The organism is Xenococcus sp. PCC 7305 (assembly GCF_000332055.1).
GTDB lineage: Bacteria > Cyanobacteriota > Cyanobacteriia > Cyanobacteriales > Xenococcaceae > Xenococcus.
Map to the genome: position 1 here is coordinate 14141 of NZ_ALVZ01000149.1, position 15488 is coordinate 29628.

Annotated in this window: 10 protein-coding genes; 1 reads left to right on the plus strand and 9 read right to left on the minus strand. The window is 41.0% G+C overall.

Features of this window, described 5'->3' with window-relative positions; genetic code table 11:
- Positions 1-7: 7 nt before the first annotated feature.
- The 9 genes from XEN7305_RS08925 to XEN7305_RS08970 all read right to left on the minus strand — a co-directional run bounded on the left by XEN7305_RS08925 (position 8) and on the right by XEN7305_RS08970 (position 13153).
- Complete coding sequence (locus XEN7305_RS08925) at positions 8-1708, minus strand: FAD-dependent oxidoreductase (RefSeq protein ID WP_006509072.1); 1701 nt, start codon at positions 1706-1708, stop codon at positions 8-10.
- On the minus strand, positions 1708-2181 hold the full coding sequence (gene rnhA / locus XEN7305_RS08930) for a ribonuclease HI (protein WP_040897217.1): 474 nt from the start codon (positions 2179-2181) through the stop codon (positions 1708-1710). Before rnhA ends, XEN7305_RS08925 begins: the two co-directional genes overlap by 1 nt.
- 103 nt (positions 2182-2284) lie before the next feature.
- Positions 2285-3082, minus strand: a complete 798-nt coding sequence (gene aqpZ, locus XEN7305_RS08935; RefSeq protein WP_006509074.1) for an aquaporin Z — start codon at positions 3080-3082, stop codon at positions 2285-2287.
- A 408-nt stretch (positions 3083-3490) separates the two neighbouring features.
- Positions 3491-5176 (minus strand): spondin domain-containing protein, encoded by a 1686-nt coding sequence (locus XEN7305_RS26555; protein ID WP_006509075.1) that lies wholly within the window; start codon positions 5174-5176, stop codon positions 3491-3493.
- A gap of 192 nt (positions 5177-5368) precedes the next feature.
- Positions 5369-8413, minus strand: coding sequence for a hybrid sensor histidine kinase/response regulator (locus XEN7305_RS08950; RefSeq protein WP_006509076.1), 3045 nt, complete (start codon positions 8411-8413; stop codon positions 5369-5371).
- 73 nt (positions 8414-8486) lie between these two features.
- Complete coding sequence (locus XEN7305_RS08955) at positions 8487-10862, minus strand: methyl-accepting chemotaxis protein (RefSeq protein WP_006509077.1); 2376 nt, start codon at positions 10860-10862, stop codon at positions 8487-8489.
- A 50-nt stretch (positions 10863-10912) separates the two neighbouring features.
- On the minus strand, positions 10913-11473 hold the full coding sequence (locus XEN7305_RS08960; RefSeq protein WP_006509078.1) for a chemotaxis protein CheW: 561 nt from the start codon (positions 11471-11473) through the stop codon (positions 10913-10915).
- 9 nt (positions 11474-11482) lie between these two features.
- Positions 11483-11845: a PleD family two-component system response regulator gene (locus XEN7305_RS08965; RefSeq protein ID WP_006509079.1), complete on the minus strand. Its 363-nt coding sequence runs from the start codon at positions 11843-11845 to the stop codon at positions 11483-11485.
- Positions 11846-11941: 96 nt separating this feature from the next.
- Complete coding sequence (locus tag XEN7305_RS08970) at positions 11942-13153, minus strand: response regulator (protein WP_006509080.1); 1212 nt, start codon at positions 13151-13153, stop codon at positions 11942-11944.
- Positions 13154-13262: 109 nt separating this feature from the next.
- Here XEN7305_RS08970 and XEN7305_RS08975 point away from each other — a divergent pair, with 109 nt between their 5' ends.
- A complete protein-coding gene (locus XEN7305_RS08975) occupies positions 13263-15332 on the plus strand; it encodes a prolyl oligopeptidase family protein (protein ID WP_006509081.1) in 2070 nt (689 codons plus the stop codon).
- The last annotated feature ends 156 nt before the right edge of the window (positions 15333-15488 follow it).

Sequence of the window (15488 nt, forward strand, 5' to 3'; positions counted from 1 at the left end):
TTTGAACTTAAAATTTCCGCAAAGCTTTTTCGACAGTAAAGATATCAAACCAGCTGCTGGTAGGCTTGCCATAAATCTTGGGAGTATAGCCGAGATTTTGTTTCACTTCTTGATTGGTAATTGAATGCAAAGAACGTTCTTGTGTAATCGAGATCGCGTTTGCGATCGCTAAGCCTTCACCCACAGAAACATTAAATTCGACAATCCGACCAGCAGTTGTCCCCAAGCCACCAAAACCTGAGGCAGGACTTAATACCGAGAGGTTTTCATATTCCACTGGCAAAGTATGGCGAAACCCGTAGTTAAAAGTGGGCATGAGAAAGCCTCTAATCTCATGGATACCTTTTTCGGCTACTCTTTCCCAAAAACCATCAATGCCACCTCTAGCATCCAAGTGGTAAGAAAAAGTACCCAAAGCTTCTTCGGCTGGCACACCACCATCAGTCATCTTAGTCGCCGTCAAATCATCCAAAGATTCAGCTATTTGTCCTGCCGTGCGAATATAAAGCTCGTCCATAAACTCAATCCGTTGCATTCCCAAGCCGAGAAAAAAAGCTGTCACTTCCTGAGCCATTTCTGCCATCATCGGTGTGGGTTGGGCACCATTATTACTCAATTCTCTGGCCTGAGTGGCAGTGACATCAAACAACAAAGCATTCAGACTCAGTCGATTATCAAGCACCGCAATATTCGCGCGATCAAGTATTCCTGAGGTTTTTCGCAAATCAAATAAGGTATTAGTCTTGCCATGATAAGCACCACTAAATGCGAGGGCCCGCACATCTGCCGAATCGGGTGTGGCCTGGTACATAATAGCTGGCCGGTCATAACTATCTGTAAACGAGTTTTCAAACTCGGCTAACTCCTCAGGATTATTGCCCGTAGCAGTAGCTAACCAATCTTGAGACTGGCGATCGCCTTTATCTAAAAAACGATTGATCAATGCTAATTCTATTTGTTTGAGTTGCTCTATGTCTGAACCGTAAACTTCAAACACCCAACCCACACTGAGGGAACTATCGGGCAAACCTAGTTGGGCAAATCCTTTAGTAATTTCTACCCCACTGATCTCTGCTAATTTGCCCCCTTGGGTCGCATCGACAAACTGCTTAGCAATAAAAGAGCCATTATTGACAGTAGTTAAAGAACAGACTGACTTGTTTGCAGTGGCGACAGACTGTAGCTTGACATTACCAATTAAATCAATATTTTCTCTCAAAAATACATTCTCAAAGGCTTGAGTTGCCCTAAAGCGATCCAAGGCGATCGCATCTGTCCCGGTCAGATCAAGAAATTCTTGATAAAGTTGACTCGAAGCACCAAAGAATCCTAATTCGTCCCGCATATCCCGAGGAACCTGATTGCGATCGAGATAAGCTAAACCGCCTCTAACCAAATGTCCCCCAATACCTTTTGCGGTATCCCCTTCTGTGATTAAGGCGACTTTTGCCTTGCCAGCTCGCCGCTCTAATTCTCGTTTAACTTTAATTGCAGTCATTACCCCAGGCACCTCATCCCCAAAGACAATGACATCATAATCTTGAGCCTTGGCTAATAGGGCATTAGCATCGGTGCAGGAATCCTGCTTTGCGGTGGTTGCTTCTTGAGCTAAAACCCTGCTCGTCGCACCTTGAAACAAAATCCCCAGGATCGCGATCGCGATCCCACTTAAGCAAGTAGAAGTCAGTTGATGGAGTGTTTTCACCATTAAATATAACCCACATCTTTCGGTAAATCAGGCTGCCTCGCAGCAGCGACCGCTAGAGTATCACATCTTTCGTTTTCGGGAATCCCAGCATGACCTTTGACCCAGACAAATTCGACCTGATGTTGATCACATAAATCCAATAATTTCTGCCAGAGATCAGGATTTTTAGCTTTTTCTTTTTTATTTCTTTTCCAGCCATTAGCTTGCCATTTTCTGGCCCAGCCTTTCATTACAGCATCCACCACATATTTAGAATCACTATGGAGTGTCACTATGCACTGTTGTTTCAAGCTCTGCAAAGCTGCGATCGCAGCCATCATTTCCATCCGGTTATTCGTAGTTCGCTTATAACCTCCCGAGATTTCCTGACGATGCTCCCCGTAAATCAATACTGCACCATAACCCCCAGCACCAGGATTCCCAGTGCAAGCACCATCGGTATAAATTATGACTTGTTTAAGTTTCTCTGACACAGCAAAAAGATCGCAAATCGGCACTTGTTAGTGTAGCCTATCTGCGATCTTATACCAGGAAATTATAGCCAACTATTTTTAGCTATTGGTAGCGATGAATGAATTAAACATTGGATTCTTGTTCTGCTTGAAATTCACTGCTTGTCAAAGCATCCGCCATCGCTTGATCTGCTATATCCTCTGCAAAGACGCTATTATATAACCAACCAGCAAGAATAGCCCCAACAATTGGTGCTAGCCAGAACAACCATAGTTGACTAAACAACTCAGTTCCAGCAAATAAAGCAACACCTGTACTTCTAGCAGGATTAACAGAAGTATTGGTTACAGGAATACTAATCAGGTGAATTAAAGTAAGCGCCAAACCAATAGGAATAGGGGCAAAACCCACAGGTGCGCGAAGATCTGTTGCTCCTAAGATGACGAATAAGAACATGAAAGTCAAGACAACTTCTGTAACTAAACAAGCAAACAATCCATAACCACCAGGAGAATGTACTCCATAACCATTAGTAGCCAAGGGGTTAGAACCTGTCATAAAGTCAGCACCATTGCCACTAGCAATTAGGTAGATAATTGCACCGGCTAAAGTAGCACCAATAACCTGAGCCACAATATAGGGTAGTAAATCCTTACCGGGAAAGCGTTTGCCGGCCCATAAACCAAAGGAAACAGCAGGGTTAAGATGGCAACCGGAAATATGCCCGATCGCATAGGCCATAGTAAGCACAGTCAAACCAAAAGCCAAGGATACACCAAGGTAACCCAAGCCTATATTAAAGACTCCACTTATTTCCCCTTCACTACCAGTCTTAAGGACTGCAGCCGCTAAAACAGCACTGCCACAACCTCCCAGGACTAACCAAAAAGTCCCAATTAATTCTGCGATGTATTTCTTCATAAGATTTAGTTTTTCCTAGAGCAATTTTTGTACAATTAGACAGTATAGTTGAATACTATTTAGTCTATGTAATATCTAGTAAATAATATTTAAACTTTTGTCAAAGTTAGGTCAAAAATCTTGTCGTTAGTTGTTCGATTATGAAAAGAAATGTAAACATCAGCCAGAATACTGAGATGATAATAAGCCAAATGGCTCTTTCCTAGGCTGAATATAGTGAGTGTCCCTGATGGGGAAGTCAAAAGTCAAAAGTTTTGAAAAGTAAGGGTTTCAAACTTTTCCAATGATTGTTGTATCTCCGCAAATGTCCACTGATTTGCAATCAAAGGTTTTGAGAGGTAAAAGGTAAAAGGTAAAAGACCAAATACCTAATACCTAATACCTAACACCTAACACCTAACACCTAATTTATAATGCTTCAAAGGCAATCCCTTCATCGTCAAAGTTAAGGAAATTAGTTCTAATATTGTTAGCTTCTTCTCCAGCAGCATAAAGATAGGTGCCGGGGAAATTATTATTGTGAAATCTTGAAAAAGGAAGCCCCTGTTCCGCACCTGCCCCATAAACATAGAAAGCTAAACCTTCTTCGCCAAAACTCTCACTAAAGTTCGCCAAAATATCTGCTCTTTCTTCGTCTCCAACATAAATATAAGTTCCAGGAACTAAAAGACTTTGAAAACGATATAAAGGAATGAAATCTTCTCGTGGTTCTAAAGAAACATGAAAGGCGACTCCTTCCTCCTCAAAATTGGGGAAATTATTAATTACACTGGCCCTTTCTTGGGTTGCCACATAAAGATAAGTTCCCCGAGCATTAAGATTTTGAAAACGGTAAATGGGACGAGCAAAATCATCTTCAGTTAAAATAGAACCATCATTATCAACTACTAGCTGCCCACGAGTTGATCCGCCAGGGAACTCTTCTGTATAGACATTCCAATATAAATCGACATCCTCATCTTCCCCCGTACTACGAATATCGGTCACATATTCACTCAAAGGAACTCGTGAAGAATCTGTCGACTCCCAAACCCCAGTGAGCGTAACAGAACCATCACTGTTAGGGGTAATCACCAAATCCTCATCCTGGTTCCCGGGAACTCCTACTTCATTACCCAAGGAAGGCGTAACAGTGTCAAATATAGAAAAAGCTATTTCTCCATTAGCTCCTCTAGCCGCATTACGAATGTGAATCCGAGTAACATCATCATTCGGATCATCTGGGGTTTGTGCTCCTCCTGGGATTAAACCATTGGCGCCAAAGTCTAAATCGGTCAGGGTCAACTGATAATCTAAGGCATCCCCAGCGTCATTAAGTACCAAATTGGCCGAGCCAGTTCCATCAGAAACCCCAGCCCCTACTATTTGCTCGTCATCTACGAGAGAAGAAAGACTGATGGGCAGTCGTGGTGCATCGCTACTGGTAACCGTAATTTCAGCAATCTGGTAGCCATCGGCAGTAAAGTCTGCACCAGTAAAACTCGCAGGGGCATTCGGTGAGCTACCATCTTCACTTAAAATCCGTCCACCCTCAATAAAGCCTGCATGTAGTCTAACAAGACCATCTTCAGTAGTTCCTGTATTGGGAGTTGCTTGAGAGAAAAAAGCTGTGTTGGCTTCTAATTCGTCGTTGACTTCTGTTCCCGCATCAGCAACCTGATCTCCGTTGATGGTTAATTTTAGATCTAGAAAATTTCCTTCTTCATCAAATATGGGAAAATCTCGATGATTATGATTGCCAATGAAAGCGTCATTAGAAGGAATCACCATCGAAAGAAAATTAAAGTAACGACTTTTAGCATCTTCATTATCTAGAGTAAAAGTGACTTCAACTGTTTCTCCTGGGGCAATAACTCCATCATCTCCGCCAAGAATTGTGCTATCAAGACTTCCGACACCACTTTGGATGAATCTGGCAGAAAGTTGACTAGTGTCGCCATCTTCGGCGAGTCTTTCTACCCCTGTAGTTGCCGGTCGATTAAAATCGAAAGTATCGAAATTCCCATTATGAAAACCTACCCAAAAAGGAGTTAAATATATACCATGATCTGGGGCTAGATTTTCAATCTTTACGGTTACTTGAACATCAGACATAATTTTAAAATTTCTCTATAAATTTTCTTGAAACCAAAACCAAATTTAAGTTTTAATTTCCCCACCAATTTATATAGGCAATAAAATTAATTGACCTCAGTAAAAATCAGTATTTAAAGACCATAATTTTAAGTATTGTCTTTTGTTACGTATAATTCCTGAAGATGGCGCTGATGTATCTCTTTTATAGACTTAGTTTGTTTTTACTATTTCAGCTAATTTATGGAGTAATTCTTGCTCATTATAGGGCTTGGAAAAATAGGCTGAAGCTCCTAAATTTATTGCTAATTTTCGATGTTTTTCGTTACTACGAGAAGTGAGCATTATAATGGGGAGATTTTGAAACTGCGATCGCTCTTTTAATTCTTCGAGAACTCCATAGCCATCAAGGCGAGGCATTTCAATATCACAAATAACTCCTTGAACAACAAGACCTCCCAGGAGTTTATCTACTGCCTCTTGGCCGTCTTTCGCTTGCTCAACTTTGTAGCCTGCTTTTTCCAAATTTAAACTTAAATAGCGGCGGACATTGATCGAGTCATCCACAATCAAGATCGTGTTACTGCTCACTTCTAAAGCAGAAGTTTTAGGCTCTTCTTTTCGAGTAGTGACATCATGTTTTAAGCAAGCTTCGATGAGCTGTACAGGATCAATCAGAGGAATTACTTTTCCATCTCCAAGTACCATAGAGCTCACCACCCCAGGAGGCAAAGGAAGGGGACTTTCAATCGGTCTAATAGTAGCTTCTTCCTCACCCCAAAAACGACCAATTTCTAGTCCAGAAAATCCATTTTTACTTTCTATTACAAGGGCCATTGGTCGATCAATAATAGGATTTCCCGTCAAGTTCAAACTATTATTTTGTCGGCGAAAAATCAAGGTTTTTTCTATCTGAATTAAAGGGATATTTTCTTGATGCCAAATAACTTGTTTTTGGTCTTCGACAATTGAGATCTGCTCAGGTTGGAAAGGTAATAATTCCTGAATACTATTGGCGGGGATGGCAAATAAAATACCGGCTTTTTCTGCGATCGCAACTCGCAAAATTGAGAGAGAAAAAGGAATTTTGAGGGTAAAAATAGTTCCTTTCCCAAGCTCGGTATCGACCTGAACATCACCCCGAACCTCTCTGAGATTGGTTCTCACAATATCCATGCCCACTCCCCTTCCCGAAAGTTGAGTTACTTGTTGGGCCGTACTAAATCCAGGTTCAAAGATCGAATCCAGTATTTCAGAATCCGCCATTTGAGCAATATATTCCTCGGGAATTTCCATGGTGCGAATGCGATCGCGAATCTTATCGAGGGAGATTCCACCACCATCATCAGTCAGGGTAATTACGGTTTGCGTACCCTGATTAATTGCTTTGAGGGTAATCGTTCCTTCTTTCGGTTTACCTGCGGCAACTCTCGTGGCGGCATCTTCGATCCCATGATCAAAAGCATTGCGCAATAGATGAATTAAAGGATCACTAAGGGTTTCAATCACTGAGCGATCAATCAGCGTATTCTCCCCTTCAATTTTTAACTGTACTTGTTTGTTAAATTGCAGATTAAGATCCCGAATTACCCGAGGAAATCTTTTGACAATTTCGGCAAAAGGAACCATCTGGGTACGAGTCACATTACCTTGTAATAACTTGGTTGTATGGTTAAAATCGCGGACTGCTTGGTTCATCTCCTGTAGTCCCAACTCAATATCGGTTGTCACCTCTTGAAGTTGCACCACGGTTTCAATTTGCTCTTGGCAAATAACATGAACATCACTGTAACGATCCATTTCTAAAGCATCAAAACGATCTGTCCTATTGCTGGAAACATTTGAATGGGTTAGCTGTGGTTCACTGCCAGGTAAAAATCCTTCAACAGAAGCGCGATCGTACCATTGTTTTAAATTATCATTAGAGCGTTCTATTTGAGACATTCTTTGGCGCATCAATAGAGTTATATTTTCTAATTGTTGCAATCGCAGATTGATGGAGTTGCGTTCTAAAATCAATTCCTCAAATAAATTATTAAATTGTCTCAATTGTGCCGAAGGAACTCGCACCATCTTTTCAAAAGACTGCTCTGTAGACTCAGAGATGGCTTGAGACTGTTGAATTACATTTCCGTACTTGATAGGCTGTTCTTGATCCTGGGCAATAGATTTTGTAGGAGATACTTCCGGGCTCTCCACATCAGGTATTTCAACATCAAAAGCAGCTTTTAATTCTGTAAGATTTGCCAGATCAAAATCATCTTCAAAAAAGTCAGCTGTTTCTTCATTATCAGCCGTTAATGCGGTTGCTATTGTTTCATCAAAATTCAAGCTCTCTAAAGCTTCCAAGTCTGATAAAACATCTGCATTGGAGTTAGTATTTTTTGTTACCGCCGCCTTGTCCACCGAATCCACAGGGAGAGGAGATCGCATCTCCTGAACAGGTTCACTCGTTTTGTGGGCCAGATCCATCTCCTCTAAATGAGATGGTAATTTTGTAATGCTTCCTCGCAAAACTAAAGCATGGGATCTTCTCCAGCTTTTTAAAGCCTGCTCTGCCAATGACGGTATTTTAGTCTGGGGTAAAGTCTCAGTTTGTTGCTGAATAGATTGGCATAACTGAATAAAAGGTTGAAGATCTGCCATTGCCCCGAAAGCCATTAGCTCTTGAGCTGTCATTGCCAATTCTTCAGTCAATTCAGTCGTATTGAGTTGACCTAACTGGTTCTCAAATCGATCTAGAATGCTATCGACCCCTTCTTCAAAGATCAGTAAAGCTGGGTTGATATCCCCGTCCTGAGACAGGAGCGCATTTTCATCAGAAGTTTGTAAATCGCCTAAATATCCACGTAATTGCTCAAATAGGGGTTCGCTTTGCGCTGTGTAGATATCGACTGCCTGAACCTCAAACTCAGAATCTCCAAGATTTAGTCCTTGATGATTAAGATTGCGAATCTGGCGGAGACAATCTAGACTTTCGAGGAGCAAAGTTTCCACTTTGGTCTCTACTGAACCAGAAGCATAGCGAACCCGCAAAATTTTGAAAAAGTCTTCTAGGCGATGAGCTGCTCGACTCAAAGTCTCAAAATGCATCATCGCTGCACTTCCCTTGATCGAGTGAGCAGAGCGCAACATCAGATCTATTTGTTGCGGATCGATAACTGTATTTGCTAGTCCCAAAAGATTGGATTCTATGAGATCAAAATACTCTTCTGCCTCATCCAAAAAATTAAGCCGAATTTGTTGTTCTGTATCCATTTGTAATAAGTAATAAGTAATAAGTAATAGGTAGTTAAGTCAAAAGTGATTTTTGACTTTTTACTTGTCTTATTTAATCACTATCACTATTGACTTTGAACTTAGCAACAGTGGATTCAAGATTTTGGGCTACTTGAGCTGTTTCAACCATTGATTGCACAATTTCTTTAGAAGACTTGGAACTTTTTTCCGACAGTTCAGCTATCTGCTGCATCAAATTGGTAACAGTTTGTGAAGTGGTTGTCTGAGATATTGTTTTTTGAGAAATTGAGCGCATCAGTTGGTTAATATCCTGAGATTTTTCCAGTACTAGCCCCAAACTTTGTTTAGTAGATTCGACTAAACGAGTAGATTCGACAACTTGACTTGTACCTGATTCCATAGCCTGGCTTACTTCTTGCGTTTCTCTCTGAATTGCTGCGACAATGCTGGCAATTTCTTTAGTTGCTGCTGCCGATTGTGCAGCTAAAGCGCCCACTTGTTCTGCCACAATAGTAAAACCATGACCCTGTTCCCCAGCACGACCAGCTTCCACACTAGCGTTAATCGCTAAGACATTGGTTTTTAAGGCAATTTCTTCGATGAAAGAAACTACTTGAGAAATCTTCTGGGAAGATTCTCCTAATCGCTTCATTTTTTTTGCTGTTTCGCCTACTGTTGTCCGTAGATTGATAATACTATCTACTGTCTTCTCCATATCGCTACTGCTTTGTTGCACAGTATTGTAGGTATCATCAGCAATCTTTTCAGCTTGACCCGCATTGGCGGCTACTTCTTGAATAGATTGGGACATTTGTTCAACTGAGGTCAAGGTTGCACGAGTTTCTTGAGCTTCAGCGATCGCCTGTTCCGCCAACAGCCGAATTGCTGATTCATTTGCTTTCAGAGACGAACCGACTTGACCAGTAGATTGTTTGGCTTCGATCGCAATTTCCTGTAGATTATCAATAATCGCATTGAAAATATCAGCAACAGTACTTAACTCCATAGAGTCTAAACTAGCTCTGACTGTCAAATCTCCTTCGAGAGCGTCGCTAACTTCATCAATCAAGCCATAGATATCTTGTTCTAGTTTTTCCTTTTGCTGACGTTGCTCATCAGCTACAACTTGTTCTTTTTGATTTTCTAGTAGATCTTTAACTTGCTTTACCAGACTGTTAAAACTATATGCCAAGGTCATGGTTTCTATCGTACCTTGCAGCTCGGCTTGTACATCTAAATTCCCCTCTGCTACCTGCTGAGTTTTTTCCGACAACTCAGTCAAAGGTTTCGATAACTGACGTGCTAAGAGAATAATCAAGAATAAAGAGGCAGAACCGAGAATAATTGCGGTTAAAGCAAAAACCGTCAGTAAATTGCGACCTGCTGCCGCTATTTCTGCTGAATTTACCGCTGCAATTGCGACTAGATCAGTATTGGGAATAGTTGAAAAACTAAAAACTTTTCCCTGATATTCCAATTGAGCCACCATAGAAATTTCCGAGAAAAACTCCTTTTGTTGGATACTGATATTGTCAAAATTCCCCTCTTCTTGAAGCAACTGTTTAAGTTGCGCCAAATCACTATTAGAACTCTGAGCTGAATCCCTGAGAGTTTTTGCGACATTAAAAATTGTTTCGCCACCGATTACTTCCTGGTTTTCTGGATCAGAGCCATCAGAGTTGATTGTCGTCATTAGAGAACCAGCTTCAGAATCAACCACTTGCACAGTTTGAGATTCTTTCAATCCCGCAGATAGGTAAGTCGCAATATTGGAATCCAACTCGGTAACGGGAATCCCAGTTTTAATTACGCCTAAGAAGTCACCTGTTTGAGGATCTGTTACTGCCTTAGAGATAGCCACGACTACCGCATTAGCTGAATCATCAAATTCTGGCTCATCAACAGCCTGTCCATTTTTTTGACTATTTTGCCACCAACCTTCATCTCGTTGCACAAAGTCAGAAGTCGCATTACTGAAGGCAATATTAAAGCCATTGCGCTCGGTGAAAAAGATCTCCACACTACTAGTCGATTGTACGACTTGTTCTAAATATTGATTGAGAGTTTTATCAACCTCCAAAAGTTTTGTATCAGCAAATTGTTGCTCGACAGCTTCAATCGATTGCTTAGGTAAACCCTGAGTTTGAGCCTTTTGAGTCCCAGCTCGCATCGCCTCAATCACGAGGGGATTTACTGCGACGAGATTAGGAATCTTAAATGAATCTTTGATAAAGGTGGTAGTTGTCTTACCAGTTAGCAGAGTATTTTTTTCAAGTTCCGACAAAGCCTGGGTTTCCATCCTGCTTTCTGTGATGCTATAGCCAATCGCACTAGCAATTGCCAGAGGCATTAATACCGCCGGCAAAATAGTTATTAGTAAACGATTTCGTAATGTATTTTTCTTTTGAAATTGTTGAGAAATCGTGTTGTTGGCCTCTAGTTGGGGATTAGTTACTGATTTTTTCATGATCACAGGTGGATTTGCGTATTTTTTATAATCAAATTGAAACGGAAAAACTATGATTGACTTGCGTAAAGAGTTGCCGCTGTAGCGATCGCTTGGGGATCTAAAACTAGCATTTGCTGTTCTCCAATATTGACAGCACCAAGAACATAAGGATTCAGGCTACTGGGAAAATCGACCGTGGGCGATTGAAATTTTTCCTCAGTTAAACGAGTAATTTCCTGGAGATGGCTAACAGCAATTCCTAGAAAAGAATCGCCTTTTACAGAAGATTCTGAGGCTGTTTTGTTAGGCAATACTCGCACTACAATAATTTGATATTGCCGAGAAGCTATTAAAGTCGATGGCAACATCAATAATTGAGCCAAATCGATCACACAAAAGACATGATTACGAGAACTCATGATGCCCATGACAGACTCAGGCATACTAGGCAATAGAGAAACTGCTGTTGCTTCGACTATGAGCGACTCATGTACCTGCTCTAGGGGAATTAAAGCCGTAATCGTCTCTGTGAGTTGAAACTGAATGTAAGGCTTCCCTGGTGTTAGGCTAGCTTCAAATAATTGAGGTAAGATTTCTTGAACCTTGGAAGCAGGAGTAGATGTTGACATTATTATTGTCTATCCGATTAATCCTTGAACAGCACCGACCAATTCTTCTTGAGTACAGGGCTTGGTCACATAAGCTTTGACCCCTTGTTTCATCGCCCACATGCGATCGACATCTCTGTTTTTTGCCGTACAAGCAACAATGGGGATCTCAGCCGTTTCAGGATTTTTTTTCAATTGACGGCAGATATCCAAGCCTCCCATTTTGGGCATCATCCAATCAGTCACAATAATATCAGGCTTACTTTGCAATGTTTTATCAATTGCTTCTTGGCCATCATTGGCCTTGACAATGTTATAGCCAGCATTGGTTAGATAGTTAGCCATCATATCCAATTGAGATGGTACATCATCGACGATTAAAATTGTTTTCATAATTTTTTATTAGGAATTTTAGTAGGGTTGATAATAGAAAAATTGAATTTTCTTGAGTAACTTTCTCGAACAAAAGTAAGTAACTAAAACTTTTTTCTAATTTAGATGTTTTTCAATAATTGTCATTAAACTTTCTTGAGTAAAAGGCTTGGTAAAATAATCAGTAGCTCCAGCTAATTTGGCTCTAGCCTTATCGATCATGCCAGTATTACCAGTCACCATAATGATTGGCGTTTCATCGAAAACTTGACTACTCCGTAATAGCCCACAAAGTTTATAGCCATTAATTCGGGGCATCGTGATATCTAGTAAAATCAAATCAGGCTCCAACCGAAAAATAATCGAAGAAGCCTTAACCGGATCACTGATGGCGGTGACCTCGAATCGCTCTTGATCAAGAAAACGTTGAATTTCATTGAGGATCGTCGGACTATCATCAATACAAACCACTTTATGCTTAAGGACTTCTGGTTCTGGGACGGGACTGGCTACTTCCTCCCTCGAAGGAGCAGGTGGAATAGTGGGAAGTCGATCCAAAGGAGATTGAGGATTCCGCAGGTGGATTTTGTGATGCTCAATATATGGCGATAGTAGTTGTGCTACATGAATTTCATCTTTTTGGAGAACAATTGAAAGTTGGCGAAAGCTCAATCCTTTGCGCATAATATTGGCAAGTTTGAGTAATACTTTTTGAGATAATACGCCCCAGGTCGGAACCTTATCAATATCTCGGTAATCTAGAAAATAGGGACGTTGATGGGGAGAAGTTAATTCGGAACCGCAACTTTGCCATTTTTTTAGTCTTTCCTCTAGGAAATTAACTAAATCTGGAATATCAAAAGATAAGGAATCGTTAGTTTCCGCTTGTAGCCAAGAGGGAATTAATTCTCCTTCGTGCCAAGAAACTACCCCTTCTCTTAGCCAAAGACAAGACTCCAGGGAATCTTGAGTAATATCCTCAATGAGCTGCAAAAATTGAGAGTGATAGAGATGTTTCTCTGCTAATAGCCAAGGAATAACTTGTTGATAAAATCCATTGTTAAATGATTTATTCTCCGGATCTGCTTCAGCCTTAAAATAGGATTGGGGAAGGTCTTTGAGCGCTACGACAGGAGCATTCCACTCTTGTCGCAATAGATAATATTTCAATTGGGACAGTGATTGTAAAGAACACTCGACATATTTAAGTTTCCCCGATTGCAGATAAACTCTCCAAGAAAGCGATTCTGCAACAAATTCAAGATAGCCAGTATTATTTAGATCCGCGGAATTTAATAACGTTTCAACTGGATTGAATACTTTATTCATTTGGTGAGCAGTAATTCAGTTATTGGTTTTATCGTTCCCAAGTTAGTTAAAAATTAATCAAATATTGTAGAAGCCTGCTTTGTTTACACAATTTACATCCAATATCAAAATGTCATTTCCCAATGAAAGTCTCTCTTATCCTGAAACAGCTCAAGATCAACAAAGCGATATTTATCATGGCATAGAAGTCAAAGATCCTTATCGCTGGCTTGAAGATCCTGACTCGGAGGCGACTCGGGCTTGGGTTGCAGCTCAAAATAAAGTGACCACAGATTATTTATCTCAGATTTCTAGTAGGGAAGATATTAAGTCTCGACTCACGCAACTCTGGAACTACGAGAAATATTCTAGCCCTTTTAAAAGAGGCGATCGCTATTTTTATTTTAAGAATGATGGTTTACAAAATCAAAATCTGCTTTATACTCTAGACTCTTTGGATGCTGAACCGACGGTTTTACTGGACCCCAATAGCCTCTCCGAAGATGGCACGATAGCTCTGGCCGGAATTGCCATCAGCGAGAATGGTCAGTATCTTGCCTATGGCTTATCAACTGCGGGTTCGGATTGGGTTGAGTATTTTGTTAAGGATGTCACTACAGGTGATCAGTTATCAGACCAGTTAAAATGGATCAAATTTTCGGGAGCTTCCTGGACAAAAGATCATCAAGGATTCTTTTATAGTCGCTACGAGGAACCCAATGAAGCTACTAAGTTAGAAGATGTTAATTATTTTCAAAAACTTTATTATCATCGTTTGGGGACAGAACAAGCTGAAGATCTCTTAATCTATGAACGCCCTGAGCAAAAAGAATGGGGTTTTGCGGGAGAAGTCACAGAAGATGGAAAATATTTAATTATTAATGTGTGGCAGGGGACAGATCGTAAAAATTTAGTTTTCTATCAAGATTTATCCCAACCCCAGAGCGAAGTGATTGAGCTGATCAGTGAATTTGAAGCTAGTTACGATGTGATCGATAATGATGGCGATCGCCTATGGCTACTCACTGATTTGGATGCTCCTCGTGGTCGGGTGATCATGATTGATCTTACGAACCCCGACAAAGCTCATTGGCAAGAAATTATCCCTGAAAGCAGGGAAACACTTCGGGGGGTGGGATTACTCAATAATCAATTTGTGGCGAATTATCTCAAAGATGCGCGATCGCAGATTAAAATATTCGCTCTTGACGGATCATTCATCCGAGAAGTTGACTTACCTGGGATTGGTTCGGCTGGGGGTTTTGCGGGTAAAAGATTCGACAGCAAAACTTTTTATACTTTCACCAGCTTTACGATTCCTGCCACAATCTATAGCTATGATATGGTGACAGGAGAAACTAAGGTTTTTCGCCAACCTCAAGTAGATTTTAATCCTGAATATTATTTAACTGAACAGGTTTTCTGCCCTAGCAAAGATGGGACGGCAATTCCCTTGTTTATCACTTACAAAAAAGGCATCAAACTAGATGGCAATAATCCTTGCTATCTTTATGGCTACGGCGGATTTAATGTTTCGCTGACTCCCAGTTTTTCGGTTAGCAATCTGGTTTGGCTAGAAATGGGTGGGATCTATGTTATGGCGAATCTCCGAGGCGGTGGCGAATATGGAGAAGCTTGGCATCAAGGGGGCATGAAAGAGCGCAAGCAAAATGTGTTTGATGATTTTATCGGTGCGGCAACTTGGTTGATTGAGCATAAATATACTCGTCAGGAGAAATTGGCGATCGCGGGTGGGAGTAACGGAGGACTATTAGTAGGCGCTTGTATGATCCAACGACCGGATCTTTTTGCAGCGGCTCTGCCAGCAGTTGGAGTCATGGATATGTTGCGCTTTCACAAATTCACTATTGGTTGGGCTTGGTGTGCCGAATATGGCAATCCTGATCATGAAACAGATTTTAAAACTCTTTATAGTTATTCTCCCTTGCATAACCTCAAAGCGGGAACAGCTTATCCCGCAACCATGATTACCACTGCAGATCATGATGATCGAGTGGTGCCAGCTCATAGTTTTAAATTTGCTGCGGCTTTGCAAGCAGCTCACGAAGGCAGAAATCCTGTATTAATTCGGATTGAAACCAAAGCAGGACATGGAGCAGGCAAACCGACGACGAAGATTATTGAAGAGGTTGCTGACAAATGGGCTTTTTTAGTGAAAAACCTGGCGTTGCTGATTTAACGGGGCTTCGCCCTTGAAGGCAGAGGGCAGAGGGCAGAGGGCAGAAGGATAAAACTACTTCTAACTTATCCCTTTAGGTTGAATTCCTCCACTTCTTTAAGTGGAACAGGGCATAGTGGTGAGTCTAATTCTCCCACTATGCCAGTTACCTTCTGC

What these genes read in the sequence shown, in the direction of transcription:
- XEN7305_RS08955 (WP_006509077.1), bottom strand. Translation starts at nt 10,862, where the DNA reads ATGAAAAAATCAGTAACTAATCCCCAACTAGAGGCCAACAACACGATT.
- XEN7305_RS08975 (WP_006509081.1), top strand. Translation starts at nt 13,263, where the DNA reads ATGTCATTTCCCAATGAAAGTCTCTCTTATCCTGAAACAGCTCAAGAT.
- XEN7305_RS08965 (WP_006509079.1), bottom strand. Translation starts at nt 11,845, where the DNA reads ATGAAAACAATTTTAATCGTCGATGATGTACCATCTCAATTGGATATG.
- XEN7305_RS08970 (WP_006509080.1), bottom strand. Translation starts at nt 13,153, where the DNA reads ATGAATAAAGTATTCAATCCAGTTGAAACGTTATTAAATTCCGCGGAT.
- XEN7305_RS08925 (WP_006509072.1), bottom strand. Translation starts at nt 1,708, where the DNA reads ATGGTGAAAACACTCCATCAACTGACTTCTACTTGCTTAAGTGGGATC.
- XEN7305_RS26555 (WP_006509075.1), bottom strand. Translation starts at nt 5,176, where the DNA reads ATGTCTGATGTTCAAGTAACCGTAAAGATTGAAAATCTAGCCCCAGAT.
- XEN7305_RS08950 (WP_006509076.1), bottom strand. Translation starts at nt 8,413, where the DNA reads ATGGATACAGAACAACAAATTCGGCTTAATTTTTTGGATGAGGCAGAA.
- aqpZ (WP_006509074.1), bottom strand. Translation starts at nt 3,082, where the DNA reads ATGAAGAAATACATCGCAGAATTAATTGGGACTTTTTGGTTAGTCCTG.
- XEN7305_RS08960 (WP_006509078.1), bottom strand. Translation starts at nt 11,473, where the DNA reads ATGTCAACATCTACTCCTGCTTCCAAGGTTCAAGAAATCTTACCTCAA.